We start from the raw sequence: 26,394 nt of genomic DNA on the forward strand, positions 1-26,394 counted from the left end.
TCTCGCCTCGGTGCGGCATCGGGCGGCGGCCTATCCGCTTTGCCGCCCCGGCCAGTCGAGGGATCCGGAGCAAGGCGGATTGTGACACCTTAGCGGCACTGGACCCAACGCCATGAACCGGGATGCACTTCTGATCGACCTGGCGCTTCAGGGTGGCGGCTCCCACGGCGCGTTCACCTGGGGCGTGCTCGACCGGCTTCTCGAAGAACCATGGCTTCGCATCGACGGCATTTCCGGCACGTCGGCCGGCGCCATGAATGCCGCGGTTCTGGTGCATGGCTATCTCGACGGCGGCGCCGCGGGCGCTCGCGCTGCACTGGAAACATTCTGGTGGAAGGTGTCGCGGGCGGCGCTCTTCAGTCCGTTCCAGCGCGGACCGCTCGACGTGCTGCTTGGCCGCTGGACGCTCGATCACTCGCCGCTTTTCGTGGCGATGGACATGATGGCACGCGTCGTGTCGCCCTACGAACTGAACCCGATGGGCGCCAACCCGTTGCAATCCATTCTGGCCGAGACGGTAGATTTCAGCCGGCTGGGCGAGAGCACCATAAAACTCTTCGTCACAGCGACGAATGTCCGCACCGGCCGGGGCCGCGTGTTCCGCAACAGTGATGTTACACCCGATGTTCTGCTCGCTTCCGCCTGCCTGCCGACCATGTTCCAGGCGGTCGAGATTGACGGTGAACCCTATTGGGATGGCGGCTATTCCGGCAATCCGACCATCACCCCGCTGGTGCGCGACTGCGCCTCAGAGGACACGATCCTCGTGCAGATCAACCCCGTCGAACGCCCCGGCACGCCCCGCTCCGCGCGGGACATCCTCGATCGGCTCAACGAGGTTTCGTTCAACGCCGTGCTCCTGAAGGAGCTCAGGATGATCGCGCTGCTGCGTAAGATGGCCCGTCCCGCGGAAGATGAGGGCGCGCGCTGGGCCGCCATGCGGATACACCGAGTGGCGAGCGACGCCATGCTCGACCTCGGGTACTCGTCAAAACTCAATGCGGAGTGGGCTTTCCTGACCATGCTAAGGGACGAGGGGCGCAAGGCAGCCGACGCGTTCCTGGCGGCCCATGACGAAGATCTCGGCCGGCGCTCGTCGTTCGATCTCGATGCGCTGCTGGAAGGGGTTTGATCGATGGGACTCATCGGCATCCTGGTCGGCCTTGGTCTCCTCATATGGCTTGCGTTCCGGGGCTGGAGCGTTCTTCTCCTCGCGCCAATCGCGGCGCTTGTCGCCGCGCTCTTCAGCGGCGAGCCGCTCTTGGCCCACTGGACACAGACCTTCATGGGCAGCGCCGCGCGCTTCCTCGGACAGTTCTTTCCGTTGTTCCTCCTTGGCGCACTCTTCGGCAAGCTGATGGAGGACAGCGGGGCGGTGTCCGCCATTGCAGGTTTCATGATGCAAAGGCTCGGAGAGCGGCGTGCCGTTCTGGCCGTGGTGCTCGCTGGCGCCCTGGTCACCTATGGCGGCGTCAGCCTCTTCGTAGCCTTCTTCGTGCTCGTGCCGATGGCGCAGGCGATGTTCCGGTCGGCCGGGATCCCCCGGCGCCTGATGCCGGCAACGATCGTGCTCGGAACATCGACATTCACGATGTCGGCGCTGCCCGGCACGCCGTCGATCCAGAACGCCATCCCGATGCCCTTTTTCGGCACGACGCCCTTTGCTGCCCCCGGCCTCGGCATCCTGGCCTCGGCCATCATGCTCGGCTTCGGCTTATGGTGGCTGCGCCGCGAGGAGAACGCGGCGCGCAAGGCGAGCGAAGGTTTCGGCGAAGGCGAACCCTTATCAGCGAAACGTGTTGCCGAGGACGAGATGTTGCGCGAGCGCGCGACGACCGGACGCGAGTTCGACCCGGCCGAGATCGTCCATGGTCGCCCCGCGGAGTCCCCGCCGCCCATCTTCTGGGCCGCGCTGCCGCTCGCCGTGGTCATGATCGTAAATCTCAGCATGTCCCTGGTGATCCTGCCTTCACTCGATGTCGGCTTCCTGGCGGAACCTCGTTGGGGCGGCACGTCCCTGTCCGCCGTCGGCGGCGTCTGGGCGGTTGTCACGGCGCTCGCCTGCGCGATCGCGATGGCTGTCGCACTCAACTACCGGCGGCTGCCCGCGTTCCGCGAGACAATGGATGCCGGCGCCAATGCGTCGGTCCTGCCGGCTGTGAGCGTGGCGAGCCTGGTCGGCTTCGGCGCGGTGGTTGCCGCGATGCCTGCCTTTGGCGTCGTGCGCGAGTGGGTGCTCGGCATCGGCGGCGGGCCGCTTGCGTCGCTGGCTGTGTCGACGAACGTATTGGCCGCGCTCACCGGCTCGGCGTCGGGCGGCCTGACGATCGCGCTCGATGCGCTCGGCAGCACCTATATGGCGCGCGCGGCCAATATCGGCCTGGATCCCGCCCTCCTGCATCGCGTCGCCGTCATCGGATCGGGGACACTCGACAGCCTGCCGCACAACGGCGCCGTCGTTACTCTGCTTGCAGTTTGCGGGGCGACCCACCGCGAAAGCTATCGCGACATCGTCATGGTCGGAATCGTCGGCGCCATGGTTGCGCTGGTGGCCGTGATCATCCTGGGTTCGACTCTCGGCTCGTTCTGAAGGCCGATCGCGGCGACGAGTGCACGTCGGATATTGACGAGCAGACCGGGCCGCTGTTCAGCGATCTGAGCCCCGAGGCACTGGCGCCAGCGGATCATCCGCTGCGAGCGGCCCGCATTTCCGCAGCGTGCTAGTGCCCGCGCAGGATCTGCGACAGGAACAGTTTCAGGCGGTCGGTTTGGGGGTCCTCGAACATGCGGACGGGGGTGCCGCTTTCGACGATTTCGCCGCGGTCCATGAACACCACGCGGTCGGCCACCCGGCGGGCAAAGCCCATTTCGTGGGTGACGCAGACCATGGTCATGCCGGACTCCGCCAGCTCGATCATGGTGTCCAGCACTTCCTTGATCATTTCGGGATCGAGTGCCGAGGTCGGTTCGTCGAACAGCATGATCTTCGGTTTCATGCACAGCGCGCGCGCGATCGCCACGCGCTGCTGCTGGCCGCCGGAGAGCTGCCCTGGGTATTTCTTCGCCTGCTCGGGGATCTTCACCCGGGTCAGGTAGTTCATCGCCAGTTCCTCGGCATCGTTCTTGGGCATCTTGCGTACCCAGATCGGCGCCAGCGTGCAGTTCTCGAGAATGGTCAGGTGCGGGAACAGGTTGAACGACTGGAACACCATGCCAACCTCGCGGCGAATCGTGTCCAGCGCGCGCAGGTCGTCGGTGAGCTCGGTGCCGTCGACGAGGATGCGCCCTTCCTGATGGCTCTCAAGCCGGTTGATGCAGCGGATCATCGTGGACTTGCCGGACCCGGACGGTCCGCAGACGACAACGCGCTCCTTCTGCGCCACCGTCATGCTGACGTCGCGCAGCACGTGCAGGGTGCCGTACCACTTGTTCACCTTGTCCAGCACAATGGCGGGCGCTTCGATGCTTGCGGCACGAGACAGTTCGGCGGCTTCGCTCATGACTCGTTTTCCCCTCAGCGCCGGGCGGCCCGGCTGAATTCCTGTTCCAGCCCGCGGCTGTAGCGCGCCATGCACCAGCAGAAGATGAAGTAGATGATGGCCAATACGATGTAGACCTCGGAGCTGTAGCCCTGCCAGATCGGCTCCGCCAGCGCCACTTTCCCCGAGGTGAGCAGATCGAAGATGCCGATGATCAGCACCAGCGACGTGTCCTTGAAGAAGCCGATGAAGGTGTTCACCAGCGGCGGGATCACGAGGCGCAGCGCCTGCGGCATGATGATCAGGCCGGTCTTCTGCCAGTAGGACAGGCCCAGCGCGTCGGCGGCCTCGTACTGGCCTTTCGGCAGCGCCTGCAGTCCGCCGCGCACCACCTCGGCCAGATAGGCGGCGGCGAACAGGATGATGGCGACCTGCGCGCGCAACAGCTTGTCCGGATTCATGCCCACGGGCATGAACAACGGGAACATCACGCTGGCCATGAACAGCAGGCTGATCAACGGCACGCCGCGGATCAGCTCCACGTAGACCACGCAGAGCATCCTCACTGCCGGCAGCTTGGTGGACCGGCGGCCGAGCGCGACGAGGATCGCCAGCGGGAAGGCGAAGGCCAGGCCGAACGTGGCCAGAATCAAGGTGATCGGCAGGCCGCCCCAGGTGTCCTGCGGCACGTAGGGCATGCCGAGCACGCCGCCCCACATCAGCACGCCGATCACGGTCAGCATCGCGATCCAGATCAGCGCCAGTTCCTTGCGCCAGAACCGCCGCATGGCGGACATGACGTAGAGCGCGATGAACAGCACGATGCAGATGGCCGGCCGCCACTGCTCGTCGTACGGATAGCGGCCGAACAGGATGAAGCGATACTTGTCGCCGATCACGGCCCAGCAGGCGCCGATCTCCTTGGCGTTGCGGCAGGGCGTGGGGTCGAGCGTGCCCTGCGGCGTGGTGGGTACCGTCCAGACGGCGTTGACGAAGGCCCAGTCGATGAAGCCGACGGCCCATTTCACGAGCAGGTAGATCAGCGCCAGCGTGACGGCGGTGGACCACCAGGAGTTGAACAGGTTGGCGCGCGCCCAGGCGATCGGGCCATAGACCATGGCCGGCGGCCGTTCGCGCTCGGGTACGGCGGCATGGGTGGTGGTGGTCGTGCTCATGGATCAGCGCTCCACCAGGGCGATGCGGGCGTTGTACCAGTTCATGAACAGGCTGATCGACAGGCTGATGGTCAGGTAGACCACCATGATCAGGGCGATCCCTTCAATGGCCTGGCCGGTCTGGTTCAGCGTGGTGTTGGCGATCGACACCACGTCCTGATAACCGATGGCGACCGCCAGCGAGCTGTTCTTGGTGAGGTTCAGGTACTGGCTGGTCATCGGCGGGATGATCACGCGCAGCGACTGCGGCAGCACGATCTGGCGCAGGATCGTGCCATGGCGCAGGCCCAGCGCGCCGGCGGCCTCCCACTGCCCGATCGGCACGGCCAGGATGCCGGACCGCACGATCTCGGCGATATACGCGGCGGTGTAGAGCACGAGGCCCAGCGTCAGCGCGCCGTATTCCGGGCTGACGGTGCCGCCGCCCTGGAAATTGAAGCCGCGCAGGACGGGTATTTCCGGCTTGAAGGGGCTCCCCAGCGCCGCCCAGACCAGCAGGGGAAAGGCGATCATCAGGCCCAGGCCGACGGGCCAGACGCGCGGGCGGATGCCGGTTGCCTCCTGCCGCCGATGGGCCGCGCGCGACCAGGCGATGGTGCCGATCCAGCCCAGCACGAAGGCGGCCAGCATCCACCAATAAGCCGGGTCCCATTCGAGCAGCGGCACCTTGATGCCGCGGTTGGACAGGAACACGCCGGTGGCGGGGTTGAAGGCCTGGCGCGGCGCCGGCAGGTTCTGCAGCAATACGTACCAGAACAGCAGTTGCAGCAGCAGCGGGATGTCGCGCACCACTTCGACATAAGTGGCGGTCAGCTTGGCCAACAGCCAGTTCTTCGACAGCCGCGCGACGCCGATCACCGTGCCCAGGAAGGTCGCCAGCACGATGCCGACGACAGCGACCTTCAGCGTGTTCAGCACGCCGATCCACATGGCGCGGCCATAGGTGTGAATGGCGGGGTCGTAGGGGATCAGGGATTCGCCGATCGGGATGCCGGCCACGCGGCCAAGGAAGTCGAAGCCGGTGGCGATGCGCCGCGCCGCCAGGTTCTGCGAGGTGTTCGACACCAGGTACCAGCCGATCATCCCCACCGCGCCGATGATGACCACCTGCCAGACGATGCTGCGCAATCTCGGGTCGCTCCAGCTCAGCGTCATGCCTTTGCTGGGCGGCCTGCGTGCGCCGATCTGGCGGGGGTCGGTGGTGGATCCGGACATCGTTCGGGTTTGGCCCCTTGAGTTCTCGTTCAGGCTGGCGCGACCAAGCAATAAGCAGGCCGCCAGCGCTGCGGCAGATGCAGCCCTGAAGCGATCACTCTGCGTCAAACCTTCACGACAGATCAATCCCGTGAAACGGGCGATAACAAAGAAAAAGGCCGCCCCGGCATCCCGGGGCGGCCCTTCAGGCCCGTCTAGGCGGCGATTTCAGCGCATCCGTGATCAGCGCATGGGGGGCGCGTATTGCAGGCCGCCCTTGTTCCACAGGTTGTTGATGCCGCGGGGGATGCCCATCGGGGTGATGTTGCGGTCCCAGATCTCGCCGGCGTTGCCGACCTGCTTGATGACGTTGTAGGCCCACTTGTTGTCGACGCCGAGCGCCTTGCCCATGTCGCCTTCCAGGCCCAGCAGACGCCGGATCTCCGGGATGTTGCTGGACATGAACGTATCGACGTTCTTGCTGGTGATGCCGTATTCCTCGGCGATCAGGGTGGCGAAATAGGTCCAGCGGACCAGGTCGAACCACTTGTCGTCGCCCTTGCGCACCATCGCGCCGAGCGGCTCCTTGCTGATGATCTCAGGCAGCAGCACGTGGTCGGTCGCCTTGTCACCCTGCTGGAAGCGGAATGCCGCCAGGGCCGACGCGTCGGTCGAATAGGCATCGCAGCGGCCAGACAGATAGGCGTTCTGGATCTCCGCGAGGTCCTGGATCAGGATCGGCGTGAATTTCAGGTTGTTCACCCGGAAATAGTCGGCGATGGCGAGTTCGGTGCTGGTGCCCGGCTGCACGCAGATGGTGGCGCCGTCCATCTCCTTCACCGACTTCACGTTGGTGGCCTTCTTCACCAGGAAGCCCGTGCCGTCATAGAAGTTGATGCTGGCGAACAGGCCGCCCAGGTTGCCCTCGCGGCCGAGGGTCCAGGTGGTCGAGCGGTACAGCATGTCCACCTCGCCCGACTGCAACGCCGTGAAGCGGTTGGTCGTCGTGGTGGGAACGAAACGGATCTTGCCGGCGTCGCCAAGGGCCGCAGCGGCGACGGCGCGGCAGCTGTCGGCGTCGATTCCGCGCATCACGCCCTGGCTGTCCGGCAGCGAGAAGCCGGCCGTCGAGCCGGCAACGCCGCACACCAGCTGGCCGCGCTTGGCAACGGCATCGAGCGTGGCGGACCCGGTACCCTGAGCAAGCGCCGCGGTCGCGGAGACGGCGAGCAGGACGCCTGCGAACAGGAACCCGGCCCCTGCGGAGGTCGGTCGTATCATCATGGAGTCTCCCTCTCTTCGGCGGGTTCCGCCCCGCCCGAAGCCGTGACAATGCTTCGCCGCCGCCCCGAGATCAATGGCCCCGTCCCGATCCGCGCCGCCGCTTGCCCCGGGCCCGCCGCCTGTTAGCCTGCCCGGACAACCATCAGACCACGGCACCAGCACATGCAGATCCTGTTCACCAACGCCCGCATCGTCGACGCCACCATGGCCGAACCTGTCGAGGGCCACGTGCTCGTCGAGGACGGCGTGATCCGCGACCTCGCGGCCCGCCCCATCGCGGCCCCGGACCGGCTGGTGCTGGACCTGAAGGGTCGCACGCTGGTGCCCGGACTGATCGACTGCCACGTGCATGTGGTCGCCAGCATGATGAACCTGGGCGCCAACGCGCAGTTGCCGGACGCGACCGCCGTGTTGCGCAGCCTGCCGATCATGAAGGGCATGCTGGACCGCGGCTTCACCACGGTGCGCGACGTCGGCGGCGCCCCGTTCTCATTGGCCGAGGCTGTGGAGCAGGGTCTGGCGGTCGGCCCGCGGCTGATCGTGTGCGGCAAGGCGCTGTCCAAAACCGGTGGCCATGTCGACCTGCGGCCGCGCCACGACTGGCACGACGCCAGCCGCTGGGCGCGCAATTTCGGCGCCCTCGGCCGTGTGGCCGACGGCGTGGACGAGGTGCGCCGCGCCGCCCGCCAGGAGCTGCGCGAAGGGGCCGCCTTCATCAAGATCATGGCCAATGGCGGCGTCGCCAGCCCGACCGACCCGATCGCCTGGCATGGTTATTCCGTCGACGAAATTACCGCCGTGGTGCAGGAGGCGGCGGACGCGCAGACCTATGTGTCCGCGCATCTCTACACCGCCGAGGCGATCGCGCGGGCCGTGCGCTGCGGCGTGCACAGCCTGGAGCATTGCAACCGGATCGACGCGCCCACCGCGAAGCTGGCGGCCGAGGCCGGCTGTGTGGCGGTGCCGACGCTCGTGACCTACGAGGCGCTGGCCAGCGACGGGCCGAAGCTCGGCCTGCCGCCGGCCTCCATCGCCAAGATCGAGGGCGTGCGCAGCGCCGGCTTCGAAAGCCTGTCGATCCTGCGCGAGGCCGGCGTCACCATGGCCTATGGCAGCGACCTGCTGGGCGAGACGCATGTGCGCCAGAGCGAGGAATTCGCCATTCGCGCCCGCGTGCTGCCGAGCCGCGAGATCCTGGCCAGCGCCACCACCATCGCCGCGAAGCTGATCGGCATGCAGGGACGGCTGGGCGTGGTGACGCCGGGCGCGATCGCCGACCTGCTGGTGGTCGATGGCAACCCGCTCGATGACGTCTCCATCCTGTCCATGCCGGAGCGGCATATCCGCACGGTGGTGAAGGCGGGTGTGGTGCATCGTACGGCCGGATGAAGAGGCGGCGCAGGGAGCTACTTGATGGCTCCCTGCGTCATCCCGGCAATGAACTGCCGCGACAGCACGATATAGACCAGCGTGATCGGCAGCGCCGCCAGCGTCAGCCCCGCGAACAGCACGCCCCAGTCGGTGTTGTATTCGCCCATGAACACCGTGAGCCCCTGCGGCAGGGTCTTCAGCGCGTCAGTCGTGATGAACACCAGGGGGAAGAAGAAGTCGTTCCAGATCGGCACCGCGTTCTGGATCCCCGTGATCACCAGCGCCGGGCGCGCCAGCGGCAGCATGATCGACAGCATCACCCGCGCCTCGCTCGCTCCTTCGATGCGCGCGGATTCTTCGAGCTCGCCCGGCAGCGTGCGCAGGAAGCCGGTCATGATGAACACCGCCGACGGCAGGCCCATGGCGATGTAGACCAGCACCAGCCCGGCGCGCGTGTCGATCAGCCCCATGGCGCCGAGCTGGATGAACAACGGAATGATCGCGAGCTTCAGCGGCACCATCAGCCCGGACAGGAAGAACAGGAACACCGCCGACCGGCCCGGGAACGGATAGCGCGCGATGGCATAGGCGGCCATGGTGCCGAACACCAGGATGCCCGCGATCGCGGCCGCGGTGACGAGCGTCGAGTTCAGCAGATAGCGGACGAAGCTGGTCTCGTTCCACACCCGCGCGGCGTTGGTGAACGCGAAGCTCTCAGGCAAGGCAAAGGGCGATGCGAACAGCTCGGCGTTCGACTTGAACGCCGACAGCACCATGACGACCAGCGGATACAGCATCACCACCGCGTTGATCGCCAACAGCAGCTGGATCAGGCCGTGCTTGGCCCGTTCGCCACGCTCGACCATCTCAGGCCTCGATCTCGCGCCGGCGCAGCACGCGCAGCGCCAGGGCGGAGACCACGGCGATGAAGACGAACATCAGCACCGCCAGCGCGCTGCCATGACCGAAATCCTGCAGGCCGGAGCTGACGTTGCCGAAGGCCGTGCGGTAGAAATACAGGCCCAGCACGTCGGTGGCGCCGCCCGGCGATCCGCTCAGCCCGGCCATCACGTAGGGCAGCTCGAACCAGTTGAAGCTGCCGATGAACGTCAGGATGACCACGATCGTCGTGCTCGGCGCCACCAGCGGCCAGATGATGCGCGTCATCAGCACGCGGTCGGTCGCACCGTCGATGCGCGCGGCCTCCAGCGTCTCGCGGGAGATGCGCTGCATGCCCGCGAGGAAGATCAGCGCCGGGAAGCCCATCCAGTGCCAGGCATTGGTGAAGATGATGCTGCCCAGTGCGGTGGATTCGTCGCCCAGCCAGGGCGGACCATGGATGCCCACCAGCAGCAGCGCCTGGTTCACCAGGCCGAACAACGGATGCAGGAACAGCTTCCACAAGAAGCCCACGATCACCGCCGACAGCACCACCGGCAGGAACACGATCACCTGGTGCACGCGGTGCCCCGGCAGCGTCTTCAGCAGCGCGAAGGCGATCAGATATGCCAGCCCGTTCTGCGCCACCATCAAGACCGTGAACACGATGACGTTGTGCTGGAACGCCCGCCATGTCCAGGCGGCGAACGGCGCCTCCGTCAGGACTTCACGGAAATTCTGCAGCCCCACAAACTGGGCGGCCGCCAGTCCGTTGAAGCCGTAGAAGGCGTAGCGGAACGCCGCCAGCAGCGGCCAGGCGACGAACAGCGTCATTACTACGAGCGCCGGCGCCAGCAGGAAGGCGATCCAGACGGCGCGCCGCCGGGCGGCGGTCACGCCGCCCTCGCGCGCGCGGGACTCATTTCTTCTGGAACGGCACGTAGTAGCGGGCGATGCCCTGGGTGACTTCGGCGCCCACCTGCTGCGGCGTCAGGTTGCCCGCCAGCATGCGCTGCACGGCGCCTTGCAGCAGTTCGGAACCGGTCGGCGATTCGTAGCGGAAATGCACTGCCATGATGTACGGCATCGACACGTCGTTCAGCTTCGCCACCTGCGCCAGCAGCGGGTCCTGGATCACCACGCCCTTGATCGGCGAAATATTGCCCAGCAGTGCCGAGAACTTGTCACCGTACTCCTTCGTGCCCATCCAGCGCACCAGCCTGGTCGCGTCGGCCTTGTTCGCCGCCTTCGCGTTGACGGCATAGCCGCCGTCGTAGAATTTCGACACGTAGCGGGGCTCACCGGCCTTCGGGGCCGGCGGGGCGATGAAGTCAAGCGCCAGCTTCGGGTTCTGCTTGCGAAAATTCGCGATCTCGAAGCTGCCGCCGGCGAACATCGCGGCGCGGCCGGACAGGAACAGTTGCTGCCCCGTTGCATAGTCGATGCCGGTGTAGCCGGGCGGCAGGAAGTCGCGCAGCTCCAGCAGGCGCCCGAGGGCGGCGACGTAGCGCGGATCCTCGAAGGTGGCGCGTCCGGCCAGGATATCCTGCACGAACGCGGTGCCGAGGAATGGGCCGGTGAAGATGCCGGTGAACACCTCGTCCATCCACGCCGTGGCGGTGCCGTTGGCGATGGGGATGATGCCTTTGTCCTTCAGCGTCCGGGACACCGACAGAAGCTGATCCCATGTCTCCGGCGGCTGCACGCCCGCTTTGGCGAACACGTCCTTGTTGATCAGCAGGCCGAGCGTCTGCGAGGCGAAGGACACGGCGTAGACCTTGCCGTCGGCGCGCAGCGTCTCGGCGGCCTTGGCGTCGTCGGGCAGGTTGGCGAGCTCCGGCACCGTCTGGGGATCGAGCGGCATCAGGTAGCCGGCCTTGGCGAACTGCTCCAGCCCGCCATAGGCGCGCACATGCAGCACGTCGCCGCCGCGCCCGCCCGCCAGCGCCGCCGAAACGATGGTCGCGTAGTTCTCTGGCGCGAACGCCTCGAACTTCACGTGGATGTCGGGATTGGCCTTGGTGAAATCGTTGAACAACTCGGTATAGGCGGCCTTGTCCTCCTGCCGCCAGGTCCAGAAGGTGATCTCGCCCGCCCGCGCCGCCGAGGCCGCGAGGCCCCAGGCTGCCGTGGCAGCAAGCACCAGCCGGCCGATCCGCTTTCCGCCCATCGGAATCCTCCCGGCGACGCGCGCCGACGTGTTGTTGCAGAGTCATGAACCTAGGGAGGCAGCGTTTTGGCTGTCAAGGCGAGGGCCGCCGGTGCCTCGACGCCCTACCAGAGCGTGGCGAGGGCCGCGCGCGTGAAGTCGTGGAGTTGTTCGCTGCGGCCGTCACGGATCTTCGTAACCCACTGCGGGTCCGACAACAGCGCGCGGCCCACGGCGACCAGGTCGAAATCACCGCGCTCGAACCGGCGCACCAGATCGTCGAGGGGGCTCGGATGCGAGCTCTCTCCCTGGAAGGCCGCGATGAATTCGCCGGAGAGGCCGACCGACCCGACCGTGATCGTGGCCTTCCCGGTCAGCTTCTTCGCCCAGCCGGCGAGGTTGAGGTCGGACCCTTCGAACTCCGGCTGCCAGAAGCGCCGCTGCGAGCAATGGAAGATGTCCACACCGGCATCCGAGAGGGGTGTCAGCCAGGACGCCAGCTCTTCCGGGGTCTTGGCGAGCTTGACGGCGAAGTCCTGCGGCTTCCATTGCGACAGCCGCAGGATGACCGGGAACGCCTCGCCGACCGCGGCGCGGACCGCTTTCACGACCTCTGCCCCGAAGCGGCTGCGCTCGGCCAGGCTCGCGCCGCCATAGCGGTCGGTGCGCTTGTTCAGGCCGGCCCAGAAGAACTGGTCGATCAGGTAGCCGTGCGCGCCGTGGACCTCGACCGCGTCGAACCCGAGCCGCTTCGCGTCTGCGGCGGCGCGGCCGAAGGCGGCGATCGTATCGGCGATATCGGCCCCGCTCATCGCCACCCCACCGGATTCGCCCGGCACGACGAACCCGGACGGGCCTTCGAAAGGCGCGGAAGGAAGCCAGCCGGATTCGTGCGGGCGCATCACGCCCACGTGCCAGATCTGCGGCGCCATGACGCCTCCGGCCTCGTGCACGCCGTCGATCACCCGCTTCCACCCCGCCAGCGACTGCTCGCCGTAAAAGTGCGGAACATCCGGGTCGTTCGATGAAGCGGGCCGATCCACCACTGTCCCTTCCGAGATGATCAGTCCGACCTCACCCGCGCGCCGGCGATAATAGGCAGCGACCTCGGGCGTCGGCACGCCCGCCGGCGAGAACGACCGCGTCATCGGCGCCATGACGAAGCGGTTCTTCAGGTTCAGCGACTTCAGGCTGAACGGCCGGAACAAAGCGTCCACATTCATGGCTGCTTCCAGTTGGTCATGTTGCCGAGACGTCGTTCAGGATCGCTGTTGGCGCCCTGCGGGAAGCACTGAACCTACGCGATCTTCCCGCCCTGCCGAATCAGAACCACGTCAACGGAGTCCCGGACGAGGCGCTAGCTTCGCCGCACGTTCCAGAACAGGGGCAGGCCGTCGAGCAGGCCGGTCAGGTCGGCGCGATAGGCCGTGGGGGTGATCGTTTGGCCCAGCGGAATATAAGGCACATCCTGGAACGCCTGCAGTTGCAGTTGCTCGGCGATCTTCTGCTGCGCGGCGAGGTCGGGGGCCCGCAACCAGGCGTCGCGCAGTTCCTCGATTTTCGGGCTGGTCGGCCAACCGGGCGCGGCGTTGCGGCCATTGCCGCGCAGGAACACGTGGCCGGCGGGGTTGAACTGGTCGAGGCCGCTCCACGACGTCTGGAAGATGCTCCAGCCGCCCTGGTCCACCGGGTCGGTCTTCACCCGGCGCTGCACGACGGTCGCCCAGTCCATCGCCTGGAAATCGAGGTTCATGCCCAGCCGCTTCAACAAGTCCGCCGTCACTTCGGCCAGCGCCTTGGTGCTGGGAATGTCCATCGGCCCCAGCAGCACGACCTTCTCGCCCTTGTAGCCGGCCGCCGCGAGGTTGCGCTTCACCTGGTCGAGGTCGCGCGGACCGGTCAGCGCCTCTATGCCGGCGTCGCTCGCCATGGGCGTGTTCGGGCAGAAATAGCCCACATGGTCGCGCCACATGTCGGCGTTCTCGCCGTTCACGGCGGTCATGTAGTCGGCCTGCTTGATCGCCCCCAGCATGGCGCGGCGGATCGCCGGATTGTCGAACGGCGGCTGCAGATGGTTGAAGCGCATGGTGGCGATGGTGCCGGTGGGCACGATCACCTGGAGCTTCACGCCGGGAGCCTTCTTCAGCAGCGCCAGCAGGTCGGCCGGCGGCGTGTACCACCAGTCCACCTCGCCGCGCTGGATGGCCGACGCCACGGTGGACGTGTCCGGCATGATCGCCCATTCGATGCGGTCGAAATTCGCGATCTTGGCGCCGGCGGTGCGCGATGGTGCGTCCTCGCGGGGCACGTAATCGGGGTTGCGCTCCCACACCACGCGGGCGCCGGGCACCCGCTCGTCGGCCTTGTAGCGATAGGGGCCGCTGCCCACGGCCTCGGTCACCTGCTTGAACGGATCGGTCTCGGCCAGCCGCAGCGGCATGATCGGGCACATGCTCGGTGCCGTCTTGCTCAACGCCTCCGGCAGCAGCGGGAACGGGTATTTCAGGCGGAAGACGATCGTGCGGTCATCGGCGTGGAACAACTCGTCGGTGGCGGCCAGCAGGGCCTGGCCAAAGGTGTCGCGCTTACCCCAGCGCACGATGCTGGCCACGCAGTCGCGGGCCAGCACGCGCTCGCCGTCGTGAAACTTCAGCCCGGTGCGCAACGAGAGCTTCCAGGTCAGGCCATCGCTCTCGACCGCGGCGCCGTCCAGCATCTGCGGCTGCGGGCGGAACTGGCTGTCGCTGCCGAACAGCGTGTCGTAGACCATGAAGCCGTGGTCGCGGGTCTGGTAGCTGGTGGTCCAGACCGGGTCGAGCGACGCCAGGTCGGCGTCCGGCACGAAACGAAGCACCCGGCTGGCCTGCGCCCGGGCGATTGCAGGCAAAGCCAGGGCCGCGGCTGATCCGACGAGGAAGCGACGTCGTTGCATCGGTCCATACTCCCTGTCTCGCGGCAGGGAGTATGGACCAGTCCAACGGCGCGGCAAGTGGGATCAGGTGCGGCGGATGTTCCAGAATACCGGCACGCCCTCGATCATGCCGGTAAGGTTGGCGCGATAGGCGGTCGGGTTGATCACCTGGCCGAGCGGAATGTAGGGCACGTCTTGGAACGCCTGCAGCTGGATCTGCTCGGCGATCTTCTTCTGTGCCTCCAGGTCCTGGGTGCGCAGCCACTGGATCCGCAGTTCCTCAATGCGTGGGCTGACCGCCCAGCCGGGGGCCGCATCCTTGCCGTTGCCGCGCAGGAACACGTGGCCGGCCGGATTGGCCTGGTCCGGGCCGGGCCAGTTCGTCTGGTACACGCTCCATCCGCCCTTATCCAGCGGGTCCGTCTTGGCACGGCGCTGCACCAGCGTGCCCCAGTCCATGACCTGATAGTCCAGGTTCAGACCCAGCCGCTTGTACAGATCGGCGGTCACGTCGGCGAGGATCTTGGCATAGGGCACGTCGGCCGGGCCCAGCAGCACCACGCGCTCGCCCTTGTAGCCCGCCTGCTCCAGAGCCCGCTTCGCGACGTCCACACTGCGCGGACCGGTCAGCGCCTCCATGCCGGCCTTGCTGGCCATCGGCAGGTCCGGGCAGAAATAGCCCACGCCGTCGCGCCAGCGCGTGCGGTCCTCGCCGTTCATGGCGATCATGTAGTCGGATTGCACGATGGCCGGGAAGAAGGCGCGGCGGATCGCCGGGTTGTCGAACGGCGGCTGCGTCTGGTTGAACCGCATGCAGGAGATCGACCCGGTGGGCGAGATCACCCGCACCACCAGGTCCTTGCGCGCCCGCAGCGTGTTGACCAGGTCGGCATTCGGCGTCAGCAGCCAGTCAATCTCTCCGGCTTGCAGCGCGTTCGCGGCGGTCGACGCGTCCGGCATGATCGTCCATTCGACACGGTCGAAATAGGCGACCTTCGGGCCCGCGGTGCCGGCGGGCGTGCCGCCGCTGCGCGGGACATAGGCGGTGTTGCGCTCATAGACCACGCGGGCGCCAGGCACGCGCTCGTCGGCCTTGAACCGAAAGGGGCCGCTGCCGGTGGGGTCCGTCACCTGCTTGAACGGGTCCGTCTCGGCCAGCCGTTCCGGCATCATCGCGCAGACATTGGCGGTGGTCTTGCTCAGCGCGTCCGGCACCGGGAACGGGTATTTCAGGCGCAGCACGATGGTGCGGTCATCGGCGTACCCGATCTCGTCGGCCGCGGCCAGAAGGGCCTGGCCGAAAGCGTCGCGCCTGGCCCAGCGGCGGATGCTGGCCGCGCAGTCGCGGGCCAGCACGCGCTCGCCATCATGCCATTTCAGGCCGTCGCGCAGGGTCAGCTTCCAGGTCTTGCCGCCGTCCTCGACGACATGGCCTTCCAGCATCTGCGGCTGCGGACGGTAGGCGGCGTCCTGCCCCCACAGCGTATCGTAGATCAGGAAGGTGTGCTGGGTGGTTTGCGACGCCGTGGTCCAGACCGGGTCCAGCACCGCCAGATCGGCCTCCGGGACGAAGCGGATCGTGCTCTTGGCCTGGGCGCGGCCCACCGAGGGCGCGGCCAGCGCAGCGGCGCTGCCGGTCAGGAACGCACGACGTTTCATAAGACTCTCCCGTTCGATGGCGTAGGCGCCGACGATCCCTCTTGCGCCGACTTCGTGCAAGGGGTTCGCTGCGCGCCGGAGGGCCGCATGGAACAAGTGGACTGCGTGGTGGTGGGTGCCGGCGTCGTGGGGATCGCGGTCGCGCGCGCCCTGGCCCTGGCGGGGCGCGACGTGATCGTGCTGGACGCCGCCGAGGGCATCGGCACCGAGACCTCCAGCCGCAACAGCGAGGTGATCCACGCCGGCATCTACTATCCCAAGGACAGCCTGATGGCGCGCTTCTGCGTGCAGGGGCGGCGGATGCTGTATGCCTACTGCACGGAGCGCGGCGTGCCGTTCAACAATTGCGGCAAGCTGATCGTCGCCACCACGGCCGAAGAGAACGAGAAGCTAGCGGGCATCAAGGCGCGCGCCGAGGCCAATGGCGTCGAGGGCATGCGCTTGCTCACCGCCGCCGAGGCGCAGGCGATGGAGCCGAACCTCGCCTGCACCGCCGCCCTGCTGTCACCCACCACCGGCGTGGTCGACAGCCACGCCTACATGCTGGCACTGCAGGGTGATGCCGAGAACGCCGGCGGCCTCTTCGTCTTCCACAGCCCCGTCACCAGCGGGCGCGTCACCGGCGATGGCGTGGAGATCGAGGTGGGGGGCGCCGATCCGATGGCGCTGCGCTGCAACCTGCTGGTCAACTCCGCCGGCCTGCACGCGCCGGCGCTGGCGCGCAGCATCACCGGGATTCCCAGCCAGCTCATTCCCAAGGAATATTTCGCCAAAGGCAACTACTTCACGCTGCAGGGCCGCTCGCCGTTCAGCCGCCTGATCTATCCGGTGCCGGTGCCCGGCGGCCTGGGTGTGCACCTGACCATCGATCTCGGCGGGCAGGCGCGGTTCGGCCCCGACGTGGAATGGGTGGACACCCTGGACTACGCCGTGGACCCCCGCCGGGCCGACAGCTTCTACGATGCGGTGCGCCGCTATTGGCCGGCGCTGAAGGACGGCGCGCTCCAGCCCGGGTACTCTGGCATCCGCCCGAAGATCGTGCCGAAGGGCGCACCCGGCCAGGATTTCGTGGTGCAAGGCGCGCGCGTGCACGGCATTCCCGGAGTGGTGAACCTGTTCGGGATCGAAAGCCCCGGCCTGACCGCGGCCATCGCCATCGCCGGCCACGTCCGCGACCTCGTGCAGGAACAGCGCGCGCTGGCCGCCTGAGCCCGGCCGAGGTAACCCCAGCCTAGATGATCGCGGAATGAACGAAGTTGCTCACCAGGTCCAGGCGCAGGCTGTGCCACGGATCGGGGATGCGGCAATTCGTCAGATAGGCAAAGGACACGCCGGAATCCGGGTCGCCCCAGCAATACGAACTGCCGACGCCGCCATGCCCGAAGGTGCGCGGCGAGGCGAAGCCGCCCAGGCCGCGGATGCCCTCGGTGGTGCCGCGCAGATGCGGGCCGATGCCGCGATGCATGGGCATGCCCATGTATTCGTCCACCATGTCACCGGTCCAGTTACGAATGGCATAGGACAAGGTGCGGGGCGCCAGCAGGCGCGTGCCACCCAAGGCGCCGCCGTTCACCATCATCTGGTACAATGCCGCCATCGCCCGGGCGGTGGCATAGCCGCCGGCGCCAGGCAGGCCCGCCTTCTTCCAGGCCGGGGTGTTGTTCTCGGCGATCGGCCGCACGCCGTCCTCGGCCGGCTCGTGCATGTCCGCGGTGCGCGCCATCGCCGCTTTCGGCAGGCCCACCATCAGCTCGTTCTGCAGGCCCAGCGGCGCGATCACCGTCTCGCGGATCACCTCGCGGAAATCCTGGCCGGTCAGCGCTTCGATCAGCACCGCCGCCGTCCAGTGCGCGGACAGGCCGTGGTAGGCGAGCTTCGAGCCCGGCGTCCATTCCAGGCTGAAATCGCAAACCGTCTCCTTCAGCAGCGCATGGTCCTCCCACGCCTTCTGCGGCACCACGGCATTGGGGAACCCGCCGCGATGCGTCAATAGCTGCAGCACGGTCACGTCGCGCTTGCCGTTGCGGGCGAACGCCGGAACGTGGTCGCTGACGCGGTCGGTGAAGCGGAACAGGCCGCGCTCGGCCAGCACCCACAGCGCCGCCGCCGTCACCACCTTGGTGTTGGAGTACAGCAGCCACAGCGTGCGGTCGTCGGCCGGCCGGTCCAGCGTGGCATTGCCGAAGGTGCGAAACAGCGCCAGCGAGCCATGCCGGGCAATGGCGATCTGCGCGCCGGGATAGCGGCCCTCGGCGATATGGCGCTCGATCAGGGCAACCAGCCGGTCGATCTGCTCGGCGCGCAGGCCGGCGGCGGACAGGTCGCTCTGCGGCAGCGGAAAGCCGGTCATGGCGTCCTCCGATGATGTTGCCGTCGAGGATCGACCGGATTGCCGGCGGCGGCAAGCCACCCGGCGCCGCATCTGACCGCGAACGCGCTTGCGCCGCACGGACTGTTGCGCCAGCCTCCGGCGCGACAGGCGCCGCGCGCCCGATCCTGTCCCTTCCCGCCGGAGCATTGCCGATGGACACGTCGATTTCCGTTCTCGCTGAGCTGCGCGGCGCCATCGGCGCCGACAGCGTGATGGCGGGCGACGCCATGGAAGCGAAACATTTCGCCGACTGGGTGGTGAAGGCCGCCGAGGGCGCCGGCCCCATTGCCGTCGCCTATCCGCGCAGCACCGCCGACGTCTCGGCCATCCTGCGCGTCTGCCACGCGCACCGCATCCCCGTCGTGCCGCAAGGCGGGCTCACCGGCCTCGTCGGCGGCGCGACGCCGGTTGCCGGCTGCATCGCGCTGTCGCTGTCGCGCATGCGCGCGGTCGAGGAAGTGGACGCGGCCGCCGCCACCATCACCGTGCAAGCCGGGGTGCCGCTGCAGGTCGTCCAGGAAGCCGCCGATGCCGCCGGGCTGCTGTTCCCGCTGGACATCGGCAGCCGCGGCTCCTGCGTCATCGGCGGCAACGTCTCCACCAATGCCGGCGGCAACCGCGTGCTGCGCTATGGCATGACGCGCGAGCTGGTGCTGGGGATCGAGGTCGTTCTGGCCGACGGCACAGTGATGACCAGCCTGAACAAGATGCTGAAGAACAACGCCGGCTATGACCTGAAGCACCTGTTCATCGGCAGCGAAGGCACGCTGGGCGTGGTGACGCGCCTGGTGCTGCGCCTGTTCCCGAAGCCGGAAAGCGTCTGCACCGCCTTCTGCGCCCTGCCCGACTACGCCGCCGTGCTGGAGCTGCTGCGCCGGGCGCGCGGCAAGCTGGGCGGCGCCCTGTCGGCCTTCGAGGTGATCTGGCCCGAGTTCTACAAGCTGGCCACCACCGAGCACGGCGTGCGCCCGCCGGTCGGCGCCGCGGCCGGCGTCTACGTGCTGATGGACAGCCTTGGCTCCGATCAGGAACAGGACACCGCGATATTCAGCGCCCTGATCGAAGCCGCACTGGAGGATGGGGTGGTGGATGATGCCGTCATCGCACAATCCTATCGCGAGAGCCGGGAATTCTGGTCGCTCCGCGATTCCGTCGCGGAATTCCAACGAACCTTCGACCCGCATGTCGGCTTCGACGTCAGCGTGCCGATCGGGCGCATGCAGGAGTTCATCGACGACTGCCGGGCGCATCTCGTGGCCCGCTACGCGCCCGTGCGCGCGCTGTGGTTCGGCCACATCGCCGACAGCAACCTGCATATCTGCGTGAAGCAGGAACCGGACGGGCCGACGAAGAAGGAGATCGACCAGATCGTCTATGGCCGCGTGCGCGCCTTCGGCGGCTCGGTCTCGGCCGAGCACGGCATCGGGCTGCTGAAGAAGCCCTATCTCGAATATTCGCGCTCGCCGGTCGAGCTCGACGTGATGCGCCGGGTGAAGGCAGCGCTCGATCCCGAGGGAATCCTCAATCCCGGCAAGGTCTTCTGAACCGGCGCCCCTACAGGTGCGGCAGCCACACGTCCAGCACTGCCGCCCGCCCTTCCTCGCGCACCGCCTTCAGGGCTGCATCCAGAGCCGGCTCCACGACCTCCGGTCGGTGCAGCGTTAGCGCCAGGGCGCCGCCGGCGGCCGCGGCAATGCCCGCGTAATCCGGCGGCGGATCGAAGCTCACGCCAATATCGTTGGCGCGGCTGGCGTAGCTGTCGGGATGCACCGCCAGCGCCGACAGCTTCGGCGACTTCCAGCCGCGGTTGTTGTAGACGACCTGCAGGAATGGTGTCTTGTACTGCCGCGCCATCCAGTGCACCGTCGACGGCACCGAGAACATGTAGGAGCCGTCGCCGCCCAGCGCCATGACGGTGGCCTCGGGGTGCGCCAGCTTTGCGCCGATCGCCGCCCCGCCGTTCCAGCCGAGTGATCCGCCGCCGCTGGTGAACATGCTGCCCGGGCGGGTGGACATCAGGTGGTCGATGATCGTCTTGTAGTTGGAAATTCCCTCGTTCAGCACGATGGTGTTCGCATCGACGCGGGCGCGGATGCACGCCGTGAGGTATTCCGGCGTGATCGCCGCACCGTTCGGCTGTTCGCGCGACCGCAGCGCCTCGATCCGGTCGGCATGGCGCCTGCGGTAGTGCGCCATCCGGGCCGCGACCGCCGGCGCATCGATCGTCGCCTGGTCCAGCCGTGCGTTCACCTGGCGCAACGCGGTCGCGACATCCGCGCGGAACACCCGGCGCGCGGCGATGTACCACAGCGGCATCTGCTGCTTCAGCGGATCGGTGTCGATATGGAAGATGGCGGCATCCGACCGCGGCCGGCTGACCGCGGAGATCCAGGGTACGTCGCTGTCCAGCACCAGCACCATATCGGCTTCCGCCAGCGCCTGGTTCTGGACAGGCTCGTTCCACTGGCACCCCTGGTACAGCGGATCGTCCGCCGGGAAATTCATGTAGTTCGGCACGCTTTCCAGCACGGCCACGCCCAGGCGCCGGCACAGCCGCACCAGTTGCTCCACCGCCTCGGCCTTGCGGCCAAGATAGGACGTCACCACCAGCGGCCGCCGCGCGCCCAGCAACGCGGCGACCAGGTCCTCCACCCCCTCCGGCGCCAGCGCGGCTGGGGCGATCGGCTGCCAGGCGGACAGGTCCGTTTCGACCCGGGGCACCTCCTCCTCCAGCACCTCGCGCGCGGCCATCAGATACACCGGGCCCCTGGGCTCGCTATACGCGAACTGCAAGGCGCGGTGGATCATCTGCTTGACGTTGCGGCCGGTGCGCAACTCGTTGTCGTAGCGCATGTAACCGCGCACCAGACCGCGCTGGTCGAACACATCCTGGATCCACTGGATGAATTCGTTGCGGCTGCCGCGCAACTCGCCCTCCTGGGTGAACGGCGAGCTGCCGGCGAAGATCAGCGCGGGAATGCGCCCTTTGGCCGCGTTGTGCACGGCACCGGCCAGCGCCTGCGTGCCGCATTCCACATGCACCAGCACGCATTGCGCCCGCCCGCCGGTCTGCGCGAAGCCGTGTGCCGCCGACAGCGCCACCATCTCGTTCGGGCAGGTGATCAGCGCGGGCACGCTCCGCCCGGTGGCCCGCGCTTCCGCCATCGCCTCCACGAGGCCCGGATGGTCGCTGCCGAGATTGGCGAAGATGTAGGACACCCCGGCCTCGCCGAGCGCTTCCAGGAAGGCCGTGCTGGCGGTGTACACGCCGATGTCCCCCGCGATGACTTGTTGCAGAACTATCGCCCGCCACGGAACGCCGGGCAACGGTCGCAAAGCACTTCCAGCGCGTGCGATGTGGTGTCTAAAATATGTTCAAAGCAGGGGATGAATCGAATGTTCGGAAAGCTTCTGGGGGCGCTTGCTCTTGCCGCCGCGACCGTTGCATCGGCGCAGGCGCAGCCGGTGAAGGTGGGCGTCGTCACCACGCTCAGCGGCCCGGCGGCCACGCTGGGCCAACAATTGCGCGACGGGTTCGCGCTGGGCATCGAGAAGCTGGGCGGCAAGCTCGGCGGCATGCCGGTCGACGCCACCGTGCTGGACGATGAACTGAAGCCCGACGTCGCCGTGACCAAGGTTCGCGGCCTGCTGGAATCCGGCAAGGCCGATATCGTCGTCGGGCCGATCTTCAGCAACATCCTGCAGGCGATCTTCAAGCCCGTGACCGAATCCGGCGCCATCCTGATCAGCCCGAACGCCGGCCCTTCCACCTATGCCGGGCGTGCCTGTGCGAAGAACTTCTTCGTCACCAGCTATCAGAACGACCAGCCGCACGCCGTCTCCGGCCAATACGCGCAGGACAGCGGCTACAAGCGCCTGTTCCTGCTCGCCCCCAACTACCAGGCCGGCCGTGACGCGCTCGCCGGCGTGAAAAGCAAGTTCAAGGGCGAGATCGTCGGCGAGGAATACGTGCCGCTGACGCAGATGGACTTCCAGTCCGAGATCGCCAAGATCGCCGCCGCGAAACCGGACGCCGTCTACGCCTTCATGCCCGGCGGCCTGGGCATCGCGCTGGTGAAGCAATACCGTCAGGCCGGCCTCGCCAACATTCCCTTCCTGTCCGCCTTCACCGTGGACGAAAGCACCCTCCCCGCCCAGGGCGACGCCGCCATCGGCTTCTACAGCGGCGCCAGCTGGGCCCCAAACATGGACAATGCCGCCAACAAGACCTTCGTCGCCGCGTTCGAGGCGAAATACGGCTACGTGCCCGGCAGCTACGCCGCCTACGCCTACGACACCGCCATGCTGCTCGACGCGGCGGTCAAGAAGGCCGGCGGCGTGGCCGACAAGGCGAAACTGGCGGCCGCCATCGAAACCGCGGACTTCGCCTCCACCCGCGGCGCGTTCAAGTTCGGCGTGAACCACTACCCCGTGCAGGACTTCTACCTGGTGCAGGTGGTGAAGCGCGCAGACGGCAAGTACCAGACCGAAACCCGCAAGAAAGTCTTCACCGCCGACATCGACCCCTATGCTGCCCAGTGCAAGATGAACTGACGACGGTGCGTCAGGCGGAAAGGAAGGCCGGGGGTTTCACCCCCGGACCCCGGACCAGGGCGGAAGCCCCGATCTTCCTCCCGTCATGACACTCCTCGTCGTCCAGGCGCTGAACGGGGTGCAGCTTGGATTGTTGCTGTTCCTGATTGCGGCGGGGCTCACGTTGGTGTTCGGGGTGATGGATTTCATCAACCTCGCGCATGGCGTTCAGTACATGCTTGGGGCCTATCTGGGCGTCGCGTTTGCGGGGCTCACCGGGAGTTTCTGGCTCGGGCTGCTGCTGGCGTCGGTGGTGGCGGGGGTGACCGGGATTGCCCTGGAGCGGCTGGTGTTCCGGCATTTGTATGGGCGCAGTCACCTGGATCAGGTGCTGGCGACGTTCGGGGTGATCCTGACACTGAACGAGGCGGTGCGGGTGCTGTGGGGGACGGCGCCGTTGCAGATGCCGATGCCGGACGCGCTGTCGGGGTCGTTCCAGTTGATGGAGGGGTTGCGCTATCCGGTGTATCGGGTGGCCTTGATCGTGGCAGGGCTGCTGGTAGCGGTCGGGCTGGCCTGGGCAGTGAATTGCACGCGGGCGGGCATGCTGATCCGGGCCGGCGCCAGCAATGCGGCGATGGTGTCGGCGCTGGGTGTGGATATCGGCCGGCTGTTCACGTTGGTGTTCGGGATTGGCGCGATGCTGGCGGGCTTCGCCGGGGTGATGGCGGCACCGCTGGTTTCGGTCGAGCCGTCGATGGGCGACAACCTGCTCATCCTCGCCTTTGTGGTGATCGTCATCGGCGGCGTCGGCGCCATCCGCGGCGCTTTCGTGGCGGCGCTGATGGTCGGGCTGGTGGACACGCTGGGCCGTACGATGGTGACCGATGCATTCAAGGCAGCGCTGGGCGCGTCCGCCGCCGCGCGGGTCGGGCCGGCGGTGGCGTCGATGCTGATCTACCTGGTGATGGCGGCGGTGCTGGCGATCCGGCCGGCCGGGTTGTTTCCGGCGGCGCGCGACGCATGAACCGGCTGGTTCCGCTGCTCGCATTCGCGGCCCTGGCCGCGGTGCCGTTCATCCCGTTCGGACGCGAGGGCGGCTACGTGCTGCTGCTGGTCTCGCGCGTGATGGTGTTCGCCCTGGCCGCGATCAGCCTCGACCTGCTGCTGGGCGGGGGCGGGATGGTCAGCTTCGGCCATGCCGCCTATCTGGCCATCGGCGCCTATGCGGTGGCGATCCTGGATGCGAACGACGTGTCGGAGGCGTGGGCGGTGCTGGCGGCGGCGCTGGGCGCGGCCGCGCTGTTCGCGGCCGGCACCGGGGCGGTGGCGCTGCGCACGCGCGGCGTGAACTTCATCATGATCACGCTGGCCTTCGCGCAGATGGTGTATTTCGCCGCCGGCTCGCTGGCTGCCTATGGCGGCGACGACGGGTACTCACTGATCGCCCGCACCGAGTTGTTCGGCTGGCCGGTGTTGAAGGGGCGCGGATTCTACGCCACCGCCTTCGTGCTGCTGCTGGCCGGATACCTGTTGTGCCGCATGCTCGTGGCCTCGCGTTTCGGGCGGGTGCTGCGGGCCATCCGCCAGAACCGCCAGCGTGTGCAGGCCATGGGCTTCAACCCCTTCACGGTGCAACTGACGGCAATGGTCATCGCCGGCATGCTGTGCGCCGTCGCCGGCGTGCTGCTGGCCAACCTGTCCGAGTTCGCCTCCCCTGCCTACGCGACCTGGCAGCGCTCCGGCGACCTGCTGATCATGGTGATCCTCGGCGGCGCCGGCAGCCTGCATGGCGCACTGCTCGGCGCCGCCTTCGTGGTGCTGCTGGAGGAGGCGCTGGGCCGCCTGACCGAGCATTGGCGGCTGATCTTCGGCCCGCTGCTGGTGCTGTCGGTGCTGTATTTCCGCGGCGGGCTGGCCGGCATCGGGGCGAAGCGTGACTGAGCCCCTGCTGGAGATAAGCGGCCTGATGAAGCGCTATGGCGCGCTGCTGGTCACCGACAGCGTGGACCTCGCGGTGCTGCCCGGCACCATCCATGCTATCATCGGCCCGAACGGCGCCGGCAAGACCAGCCTGATCCACCAGATTTCCGGCATCGTCGCCTCGGACGCCGGGCGCGTCCTGCTGGCCGGCCGCGATATCACGCATCTGCCTTTGCACCGGCGCGCGCGGCGCGGGCTGGCGCGTGGCTTCCAGATCACCTCGGTCCTGCCCGAATTCTCCGTACTCGAGAACGTGGCCCTGGCGGTCCAGGCAACGGCCGGATCGTCTTTCCGCTTCTTCCGCCCCGCGGCCACCGAGGCCGCGCTCAACCAGCCGGCCGTGGCCGCCCTCGCCCGCGTCGGCCTGGAGGCGCGGGCCGCCGACCCGGCGCGCCGGCTCAGCCACGGCGAGAAGCGGCAACTCGAACTTGCCATCGCGCTCGCCGCGAAACCCAGGGTGCTGCTGCTGGACGAGCCTCTGGCCGGCGCGGGGCCGGACGAGACGGCGCGCCTGGTGGCGTTGCTCGACAGCCTGCGCCGCGATTGCGCCATCGTGTTGGTGGAGCACGACATGGAGGCGGTGTTCGCGCTCGCCGACACCATCAGCGTGCTGGCCCAGGGCCGCCTCATCGCCAGCGGCGGGCCGGATGCGATCCGTGCCGATGCCGGTGTGCGCACCGCCTATCTCGGCGAGGCAGCCTGATGCTGGAGCTGCGCGCCCTGCAATCGGGCTATGGCGAGACGCAGGTCCTGTTCGACGTGTCGCTGTCCGTTGCCGCCGGCGAGGTGGTCGCGCTGCTGGGCCGCAACGGCATGGGCAAGACGACGACCATTCGCGCCATCATGGGCCTGCTGCCTGTGCGCGGCGGGCAGCTTGCGGTGGACGGCGCCTCGGTCGCCGGGCTGAAACCGTTCCAGATCGCGCAAATGGGCCTGGGCCTGGTGCCCGAAGGCCGCCAGGTGTTCCCGACCCTGACGGTGGAAGAAAACCTGGTCGCCACCGCCCGCGCCGGGCGCTGGACGCTGGCAGACGTGTTCGCGCTGTTTCCTCGGCTGCAGGAACGCCGCCGCCAGCTCGCGCGGCTGCTGTCGGGCGGGGAACAGCAGATGCTGGCGATCGGGCGCGCGCTGATGACCAATCCGCGCCTGCTGATCCTGGACGAGGCCACCGAGGGCCTGGCCCCGCTGATCCGCGCCGAGATCTGGGCCTGCCTCGCGCGCCTGAAAGCCGAGCGGCTCGCCATCTTGTTGATCGACAAGACGCTCGATGCGCTGATGAAACTTGCCGATCGCCACGTGATCATCGAGAAAGGCGTCACGGTGTGGTCGGGCAACTCGGCCGAACTCGCGGCCGCGCCGGACATCCGCGCGCGGTATCTGCATCTGTAGAGGGGAAGGAAAACGAC

General features: G+C 67.6%; 22 protein-coding genes. 10 read left to right on the top strand and 12 right to left on the bottom strand.

Annotation, left to right across the window (positions count from 1 at the left end; translation table 11 throughout):
- Window positions 1-112: 112 nt before the first annotated feature.
- The gene (locus OL599_RS02755) at window positions 113-1,132 is read left to right on the top strand and encodes a patatin-like phospholipase family protein (protein ID WP_264712062.1); all 1,020 of its coding nucleotides are present in this window, start codon (window positions 113-115) and stop codon (window positions 1,130-1,132) included.
- A 3-nt stretch (window positions 1,133-1,135) separates the two neighbouring features.
- Complete coding sequence (locus OL599_RS02760) at window positions 1,136-2,590, top strand: GntP family permease (RefSeq protein WP_264712063.1); 1,455 nt, start codon at window positions 1,136-1,138, stop codon at window positions 2,588-2,590.
- 130 nt (window positions 2,591-2,720) lie between these two features.
- On the opposite strand, the gene OL599_RS02765 is transcribed toward OL599_RS02760, so the two are convergent.
- From OL599_RS02765 to OL599_RS02780, 4 genes are all read right to left on the bottom strand, one after another.
- Window positions 2,721-3,500 (bottom strand): amino acid ABC transporter ATP-binding protein, encoded by a 780-nt coding sequence (locus OL599_RS02765; protein ID WP_264712064.1) that lies wholly within the window; start codon window positions 3,498-3,500, stop codon window positions 2,721-2,723.
- A gap of 14 nt (window positions 3,501-3,514) precedes the next feature.
- Complete coding sequence (locus OL599_RS02770; RefSeq protein WP_264712065.1) at window positions 3,515-4,654, bottom strand: amino acid ABC transporter permease; 1,140 nt, start codon at window positions 4,652-4,654, stop codon at window positions 3,515-3,517.
- A 3-nt stretch (window positions 4,655-4,657) separates the two neighbouring features.
- Window positions 4,658-5,869, bottom strand: coding sequence for an amino acid ABC transporter permease (locus OL599_RS02775; protein WP_264712066.1), 1,212 nt, complete (start codon window positions 5,867-5,869; stop codon window positions 4,658-4,660).
- A 222-nt stretch (window positions 5,870-6,091) separates the two neighbouring features.
- Window positions 6,092-7,132 carry an amino acid ABC transporter substrate-binding protein gene (locus OL599_RS02780; RefSeq protein WP_347403177.1) on the bottom strand — a complete coding sequence of 347 codons (1,041 nt, stop codon included), beginning with the start codon at window positions 7,130-7,132 and terminating at the stop codon, window positions 6,092-6,094.
- A 162-nt stretch (window positions 7,133-7,294) separates the two neighbouring features.
- Between OL599_RS02780 and OL599_RS02785 the strand changes: the two genes are divergently transcribed.
- A complete protein-coding gene (locus OL599_RS02785; RefSeq protein ID WP_264712067.1) occupies window positions 7,295-8,521 on the top strand; it encodes a metal-dependent hydrolase family protein in 1,227 nt (408 codons plus the stop codon).
- A gap of 17 nt (window positions 8,522-8,538) precedes the next feature.
- Here OL599_RS02785 and OL599_RS02790 read toward each other — a convergent pair whose 3' ends face one another.
- The 6 genes from OL599_RS02790 to OL599_RS02815 form a co-directional block, all read right to left on the bottom strand.
- Window positions 8,539-9,369, bottom strand: coding sequence for a carbohydrate ABC transporter permease (locus OL599_RS02790; protein WP_264712068.1), 831 nt, complete (start codon window positions 9,367-9,369; stop codon window positions 8,539-8,541).
- Between the two features lies 1 nt (window position 9,370).
- Complete coding sequence (locus OL599_RS02795) at window positions 9,371-10,279, bottom strand: carbohydrate ABC transporter permease (protein WP_264712069.1); 909 nt, start codon at window positions 10,277-10,279, stop codon at window positions 9,371-9,373.
- Between the two features lie 22 nt (window positions 10,280-10,301).
- The gene (locus tag OL599_RS02800; protein WP_264712071.1) at window positions 10,302-11,552 is read right to left on the bottom strand and encodes an extracellular solute-binding protein; all 1,251 of its coding nucleotides are present in this window, start codon (window positions 11,550-11,552) and stop codon (window positions 10,302-10,304) included.
- A 104-nt stretch (window positions 11,553-11,656) separates the two neighbouring features.
- Window positions 11,657-12,754 carry an NADH:flavin oxidoreductase gene (locus OL599_RS02805; protein ID WP_264712072.1) on the bottom strand — a complete coding sequence of 366 codons (1,098 nt, stop codon included), beginning with the start codon at window positions 12,752-12,754 and terminating at the stop codon, window positions 11,657-11,659.
- A gap of 134 nt (window positions 12,755-12,888) precedes the next feature.
- Window positions 12,889-14,463 (bottom strand): ABC transporter substrate-binding protein, encoded by a 1,575-nt coding sequence (locus tag OL599_RS02810; RefSeq protein ID WP_264712073.1) that lies wholly within the window; start codon window positions 14,461-14,463, stop codon window positions 12,889-12,891.
- A 63-nt stretch (window positions 14,464-14,526) separates the two neighbouring features.
- Window positions 14,527-16,101 (bottom strand): ABC transporter substrate-binding protein, encoded by a 1,575-nt coding sequence (locus OL599_RS02815; protein ID WP_264712074.1) that lies wholly within the window; start codon window positions 16,099-16,101, stop codon window positions 14,527-14,529.
- A gap of 87 nt (window positions 16,102-16,188) precedes the next feature.
- Between OL599_RS02815 and OL599_RS02820 the strand changes: the two genes are divergently transcribed.
- The gene (locus OL599_RS02820) at window positions 16,189-17,310 is read left to right on the top strand and encodes an NAD(P)/FAD-dependent oxidoreductase (protein WP_264712075.1); all 1,122 of its coding nucleotides are present in this window, start codon (window positions 16,189-16,191) and stop codon (window positions 17,308-17,310) included.
- Between the two features lie 22 nt (window positions 17,311-17,332).
- Here OL599_RS02820 and OL599_RS02825 read toward each other — a convergent pair whose 3' ends face one another.
- A complete protein-coding gene (locus tag OL599_RS02825) occupies window positions 17,333-18,451 on the bottom strand; it encodes a serine hydrolase domain-containing protein (protein WP_264712076.1) in 1,119 nt (372 codons plus the stop codon).
- A gap of 173 nt (window positions 18,452-18,624) precedes the next feature.
- Between OL599_RS02825 and OL599_RS02830 the strand changes: the two genes are divergently transcribed.
- Complete coding sequence (locus OL599_RS02830; RefSeq protein ID WP_264712077.1) at window positions 18,625-20,016, top strand: FAD-binding oxidoreductase; 1,392 nt, start codon at window positions 18,625-18,627, stop codon at window positions 20,014-20,016.
- 10 nt (window positions 20,017-20,026) lie between these two features.
- Here OL599_RS02830 and OL599_RS02835 read toward each other — a convergent pair whose 3' ends face one another.
- Window positions 20,027-21,739: a thiamine pyrophosphate-requiring protein gene (locus OL599_RS02835; protein WP_264712078.1), complete on the bottom strand. Its 1,713-nt coding sequence runs from the start codon at window positions 21,737-21,739 to the stop codon at window positions 20,027-20,029.
- A gap of 129 nt (window positions 21,740-21,868) precedes the next feature.
- On the opposite strand from OL599_RS02835, the gene OL599_RS02840 reads away from it, so the two are divergent.
- The 5 genes from OL599_RS02840 to OL599_RS02860 all read left to right on the top strand — a co-directional run bounded on the left by OL599_RS02840 (window position 21,869) and on the right by OL599_RS02860 (window position 26,377).
- Entirely contained in the window at window positions 21,869-23,026 is a 1,158-nt protein-coding gene (locus tag OL599_RS02840) for an ABC transporter substrate-binding protein (RefSeq protein ID WP_264712079.1), read from the top strand.
- Window positions 23,027-23,111: 85 nt separating this feature from the next.
- Window positions 23,112-24,032: a branched-chain amino acid ABC transporter permease gene (locus OL599_RS02845; protein WP_264712080.1), complete on the top strand. Its 921-nt coding sequence runs from the start codon at window positions 23,112-23,114 to the stop codon at window positions 24,030-24,032.
- A complete protein-coding gene (locus OL599_RS02850; protein ID WP_264712081.1) occupies window positions 24,029-24,949 on the top strand; it encodes a branched-chain amino acid ABC transporter permease in 921 nt (306 codons plus the stop codon). Before OL599_RS02845 ends, OL599_RS02850 begins: the two co-directional genes overlap by 4 nt.
- Window positions 24,942-25,691 (top strand): ABC transporter ATP-binding protein, encoded by a 750-nt coding sequence (locus OL599_RS02855; protein ID WP_264712082.1) that lies wholly within the window; start codon window positions 24,942-24,944, stop codon window positions 25,689-25,691. Before OL599_RS02850 ends, OL599_RS02855 begins: the two co-directional genes overlap by 8 nt.
- On the top strand, window positions 25,691-26,377 hold the full coding sequence (locus tag OL599_RS02860) for an ABC transporter ATP-binding protein (RefSeq protein ID WP_264712083.1): 687 nt from the start codon (window positions 25,691-25,693) through the stop codon (window positions 26,375-26,377). Before OL599_RS02855 ends, OL599_RS02860 begins: the two co-directional genes overlap by 1 nt.
- Window positions 26,378-26,394 lie beyond the last annotated feature (17 nt).

Origin of the sequence: Limobrevibacterium gyesilva (assembly GCF_025989185.1) — a bacterium.
In the GTDB taxonomy this organism is placed as follows: Bacteria; Pseudomonadota; Alphaproteobacteria; order Acetobacterales; family Acetobacteraceae; genus Limobrevibacterium; species Limobrevibacterium gyesilva.

Bases quoted from the DNA above. Each gene is read 5' to 3' on its own strand.
- OL599_RS02755 (WP_264712062.1), top strand. From the start codon at position 113: ATGAACCGGGATGCACTTCTGATCGACCTGGCGCTTCAGGGTGGCGGC.
- OL599_RS02760 (WP_264712063.1), top strand. From the start codon at position 1,136: ATGGGACTCATCGGCATCCTGGTCGGCCTTGGTCTCCTCATATGGCTT.
- OL599_RS02765 (WP_264712064.1), bottom strand. From the start codon at position 3,500: ATGAGCGAAGCCGCCGAACTGTCTCGTGCCGCAAGCATCGAAGCGCCC.
- OL599_RS02770 (WP_264712065.1), bottom strand. From the start codon at position 4,654: ATGAGCACGACCACCACCACCCATGCCGCCGTACCCGAGCGCGAACGG.
- OL599_RS02775 (WP_264712066.1), bottom strand. From the start codon at position 5,869: ATGTCCGGATCCACCACCGACCCCCGCCAGATCGGCGCACGCAGGCCG.
- OL599_RS02780 (WP_347403177.1), bottom strand. From the start codon at position 7,132: ATGATGATACGACCGACCTCCGCAGGGGCCGGGTTCCTGTTCGCAGGC.
- OL599_RS02785 (WP_264712067.1), top strand. From the start codon at position 7,295: ATGCAGATCCTGTTCACCAACGCCCGCATCGTCGACGCCACCATGGCC.
- OL599_RS02790 (WP_264712068.1), bottom strand. From the start codon at position 9,369: ATGGTCGAGCGTGGCGAACGGGCCAAGCACGGCCTGATCCAGCTGCTG.
- OL599_RS02800 (WP_264712071.1), bottom strand. From the start codon at position 11,552: ATGGGCGGAAAGCGGATCGGCCGGCTGGTGCTTGCTGCCACGGCAGCC.
- OL599_RS02805 (WP_264712072.1), bottom strand. From the start codon at position 12,754: ATGAATGTGGACGCTTTGTTCCGGCCGTTCAGCCTGAAGTCGCTGAAC.
- OL599_RS02810 (WP_264712073.1), bottom strand. From the start codon at position 14,463: ATGCAACGACGTCGCTTCCTCGTCGGATCAGCCGCGGCCCTGGCTTTG.
- OL599_RS02815 (WP_264712074.1), bottom strand. From the start codon at position 16,101: ATGAAACGTCGTGCGTTCCTGACCGGCAGCGCCGCTGCGCTGGCCGCG.
- OL599_RS02820 (WP_264712075.1), top strand. From the start codon at position 16,189: ATGGAACAAGTGGACTGCGTGGTGGTGGGTGCCGGCGTCGTGGGGATC.
- OL599_RS02825 (WP_264712076.1), bottom strand. From the start codon at position 18,451: ATGACCGGCTTTCCGCTGCCGCAGAGCGACCTGTCCGCCGCCGGCCTG.
- OL599_RS02830 (WP_264712077.1), top strand. From the start codon at position 18,625: ATGGACACGTCGATTTCCGTTCTCGCTGAGCTGCGCGGCGCCATCGGC.
- OL599_RS02840 (WP_264712079.1), top strand. From the start codon at position 21,869: ATGTTCGGAAAGCTTCTGGGGGCGCTTGCTCTTGCCGCCGCGACCGTT.
- OL599_RS02845 (WP_264712080.1), top strand. From the start codon at position 23,112: ATGACACTCCTCGTCGTCCAGGCGCTGAACGGGGTGCAGCTTGGATTG.
- OL599_RS02850 (WP_264712081.1), top strand. From the start codon at position 24,029: ATGAACCGGCTGGTTCCGCTGCTCGCATTCGCGGCCCTGGCCGCGGTG.
- OL599_RS02860 (WP_264712083.1), top strand. From the start codon at position 25,691: ATGCTGGAGCTGCGCGCCCTGCAATCGGGCTATGGCGAGACGCAGGTC.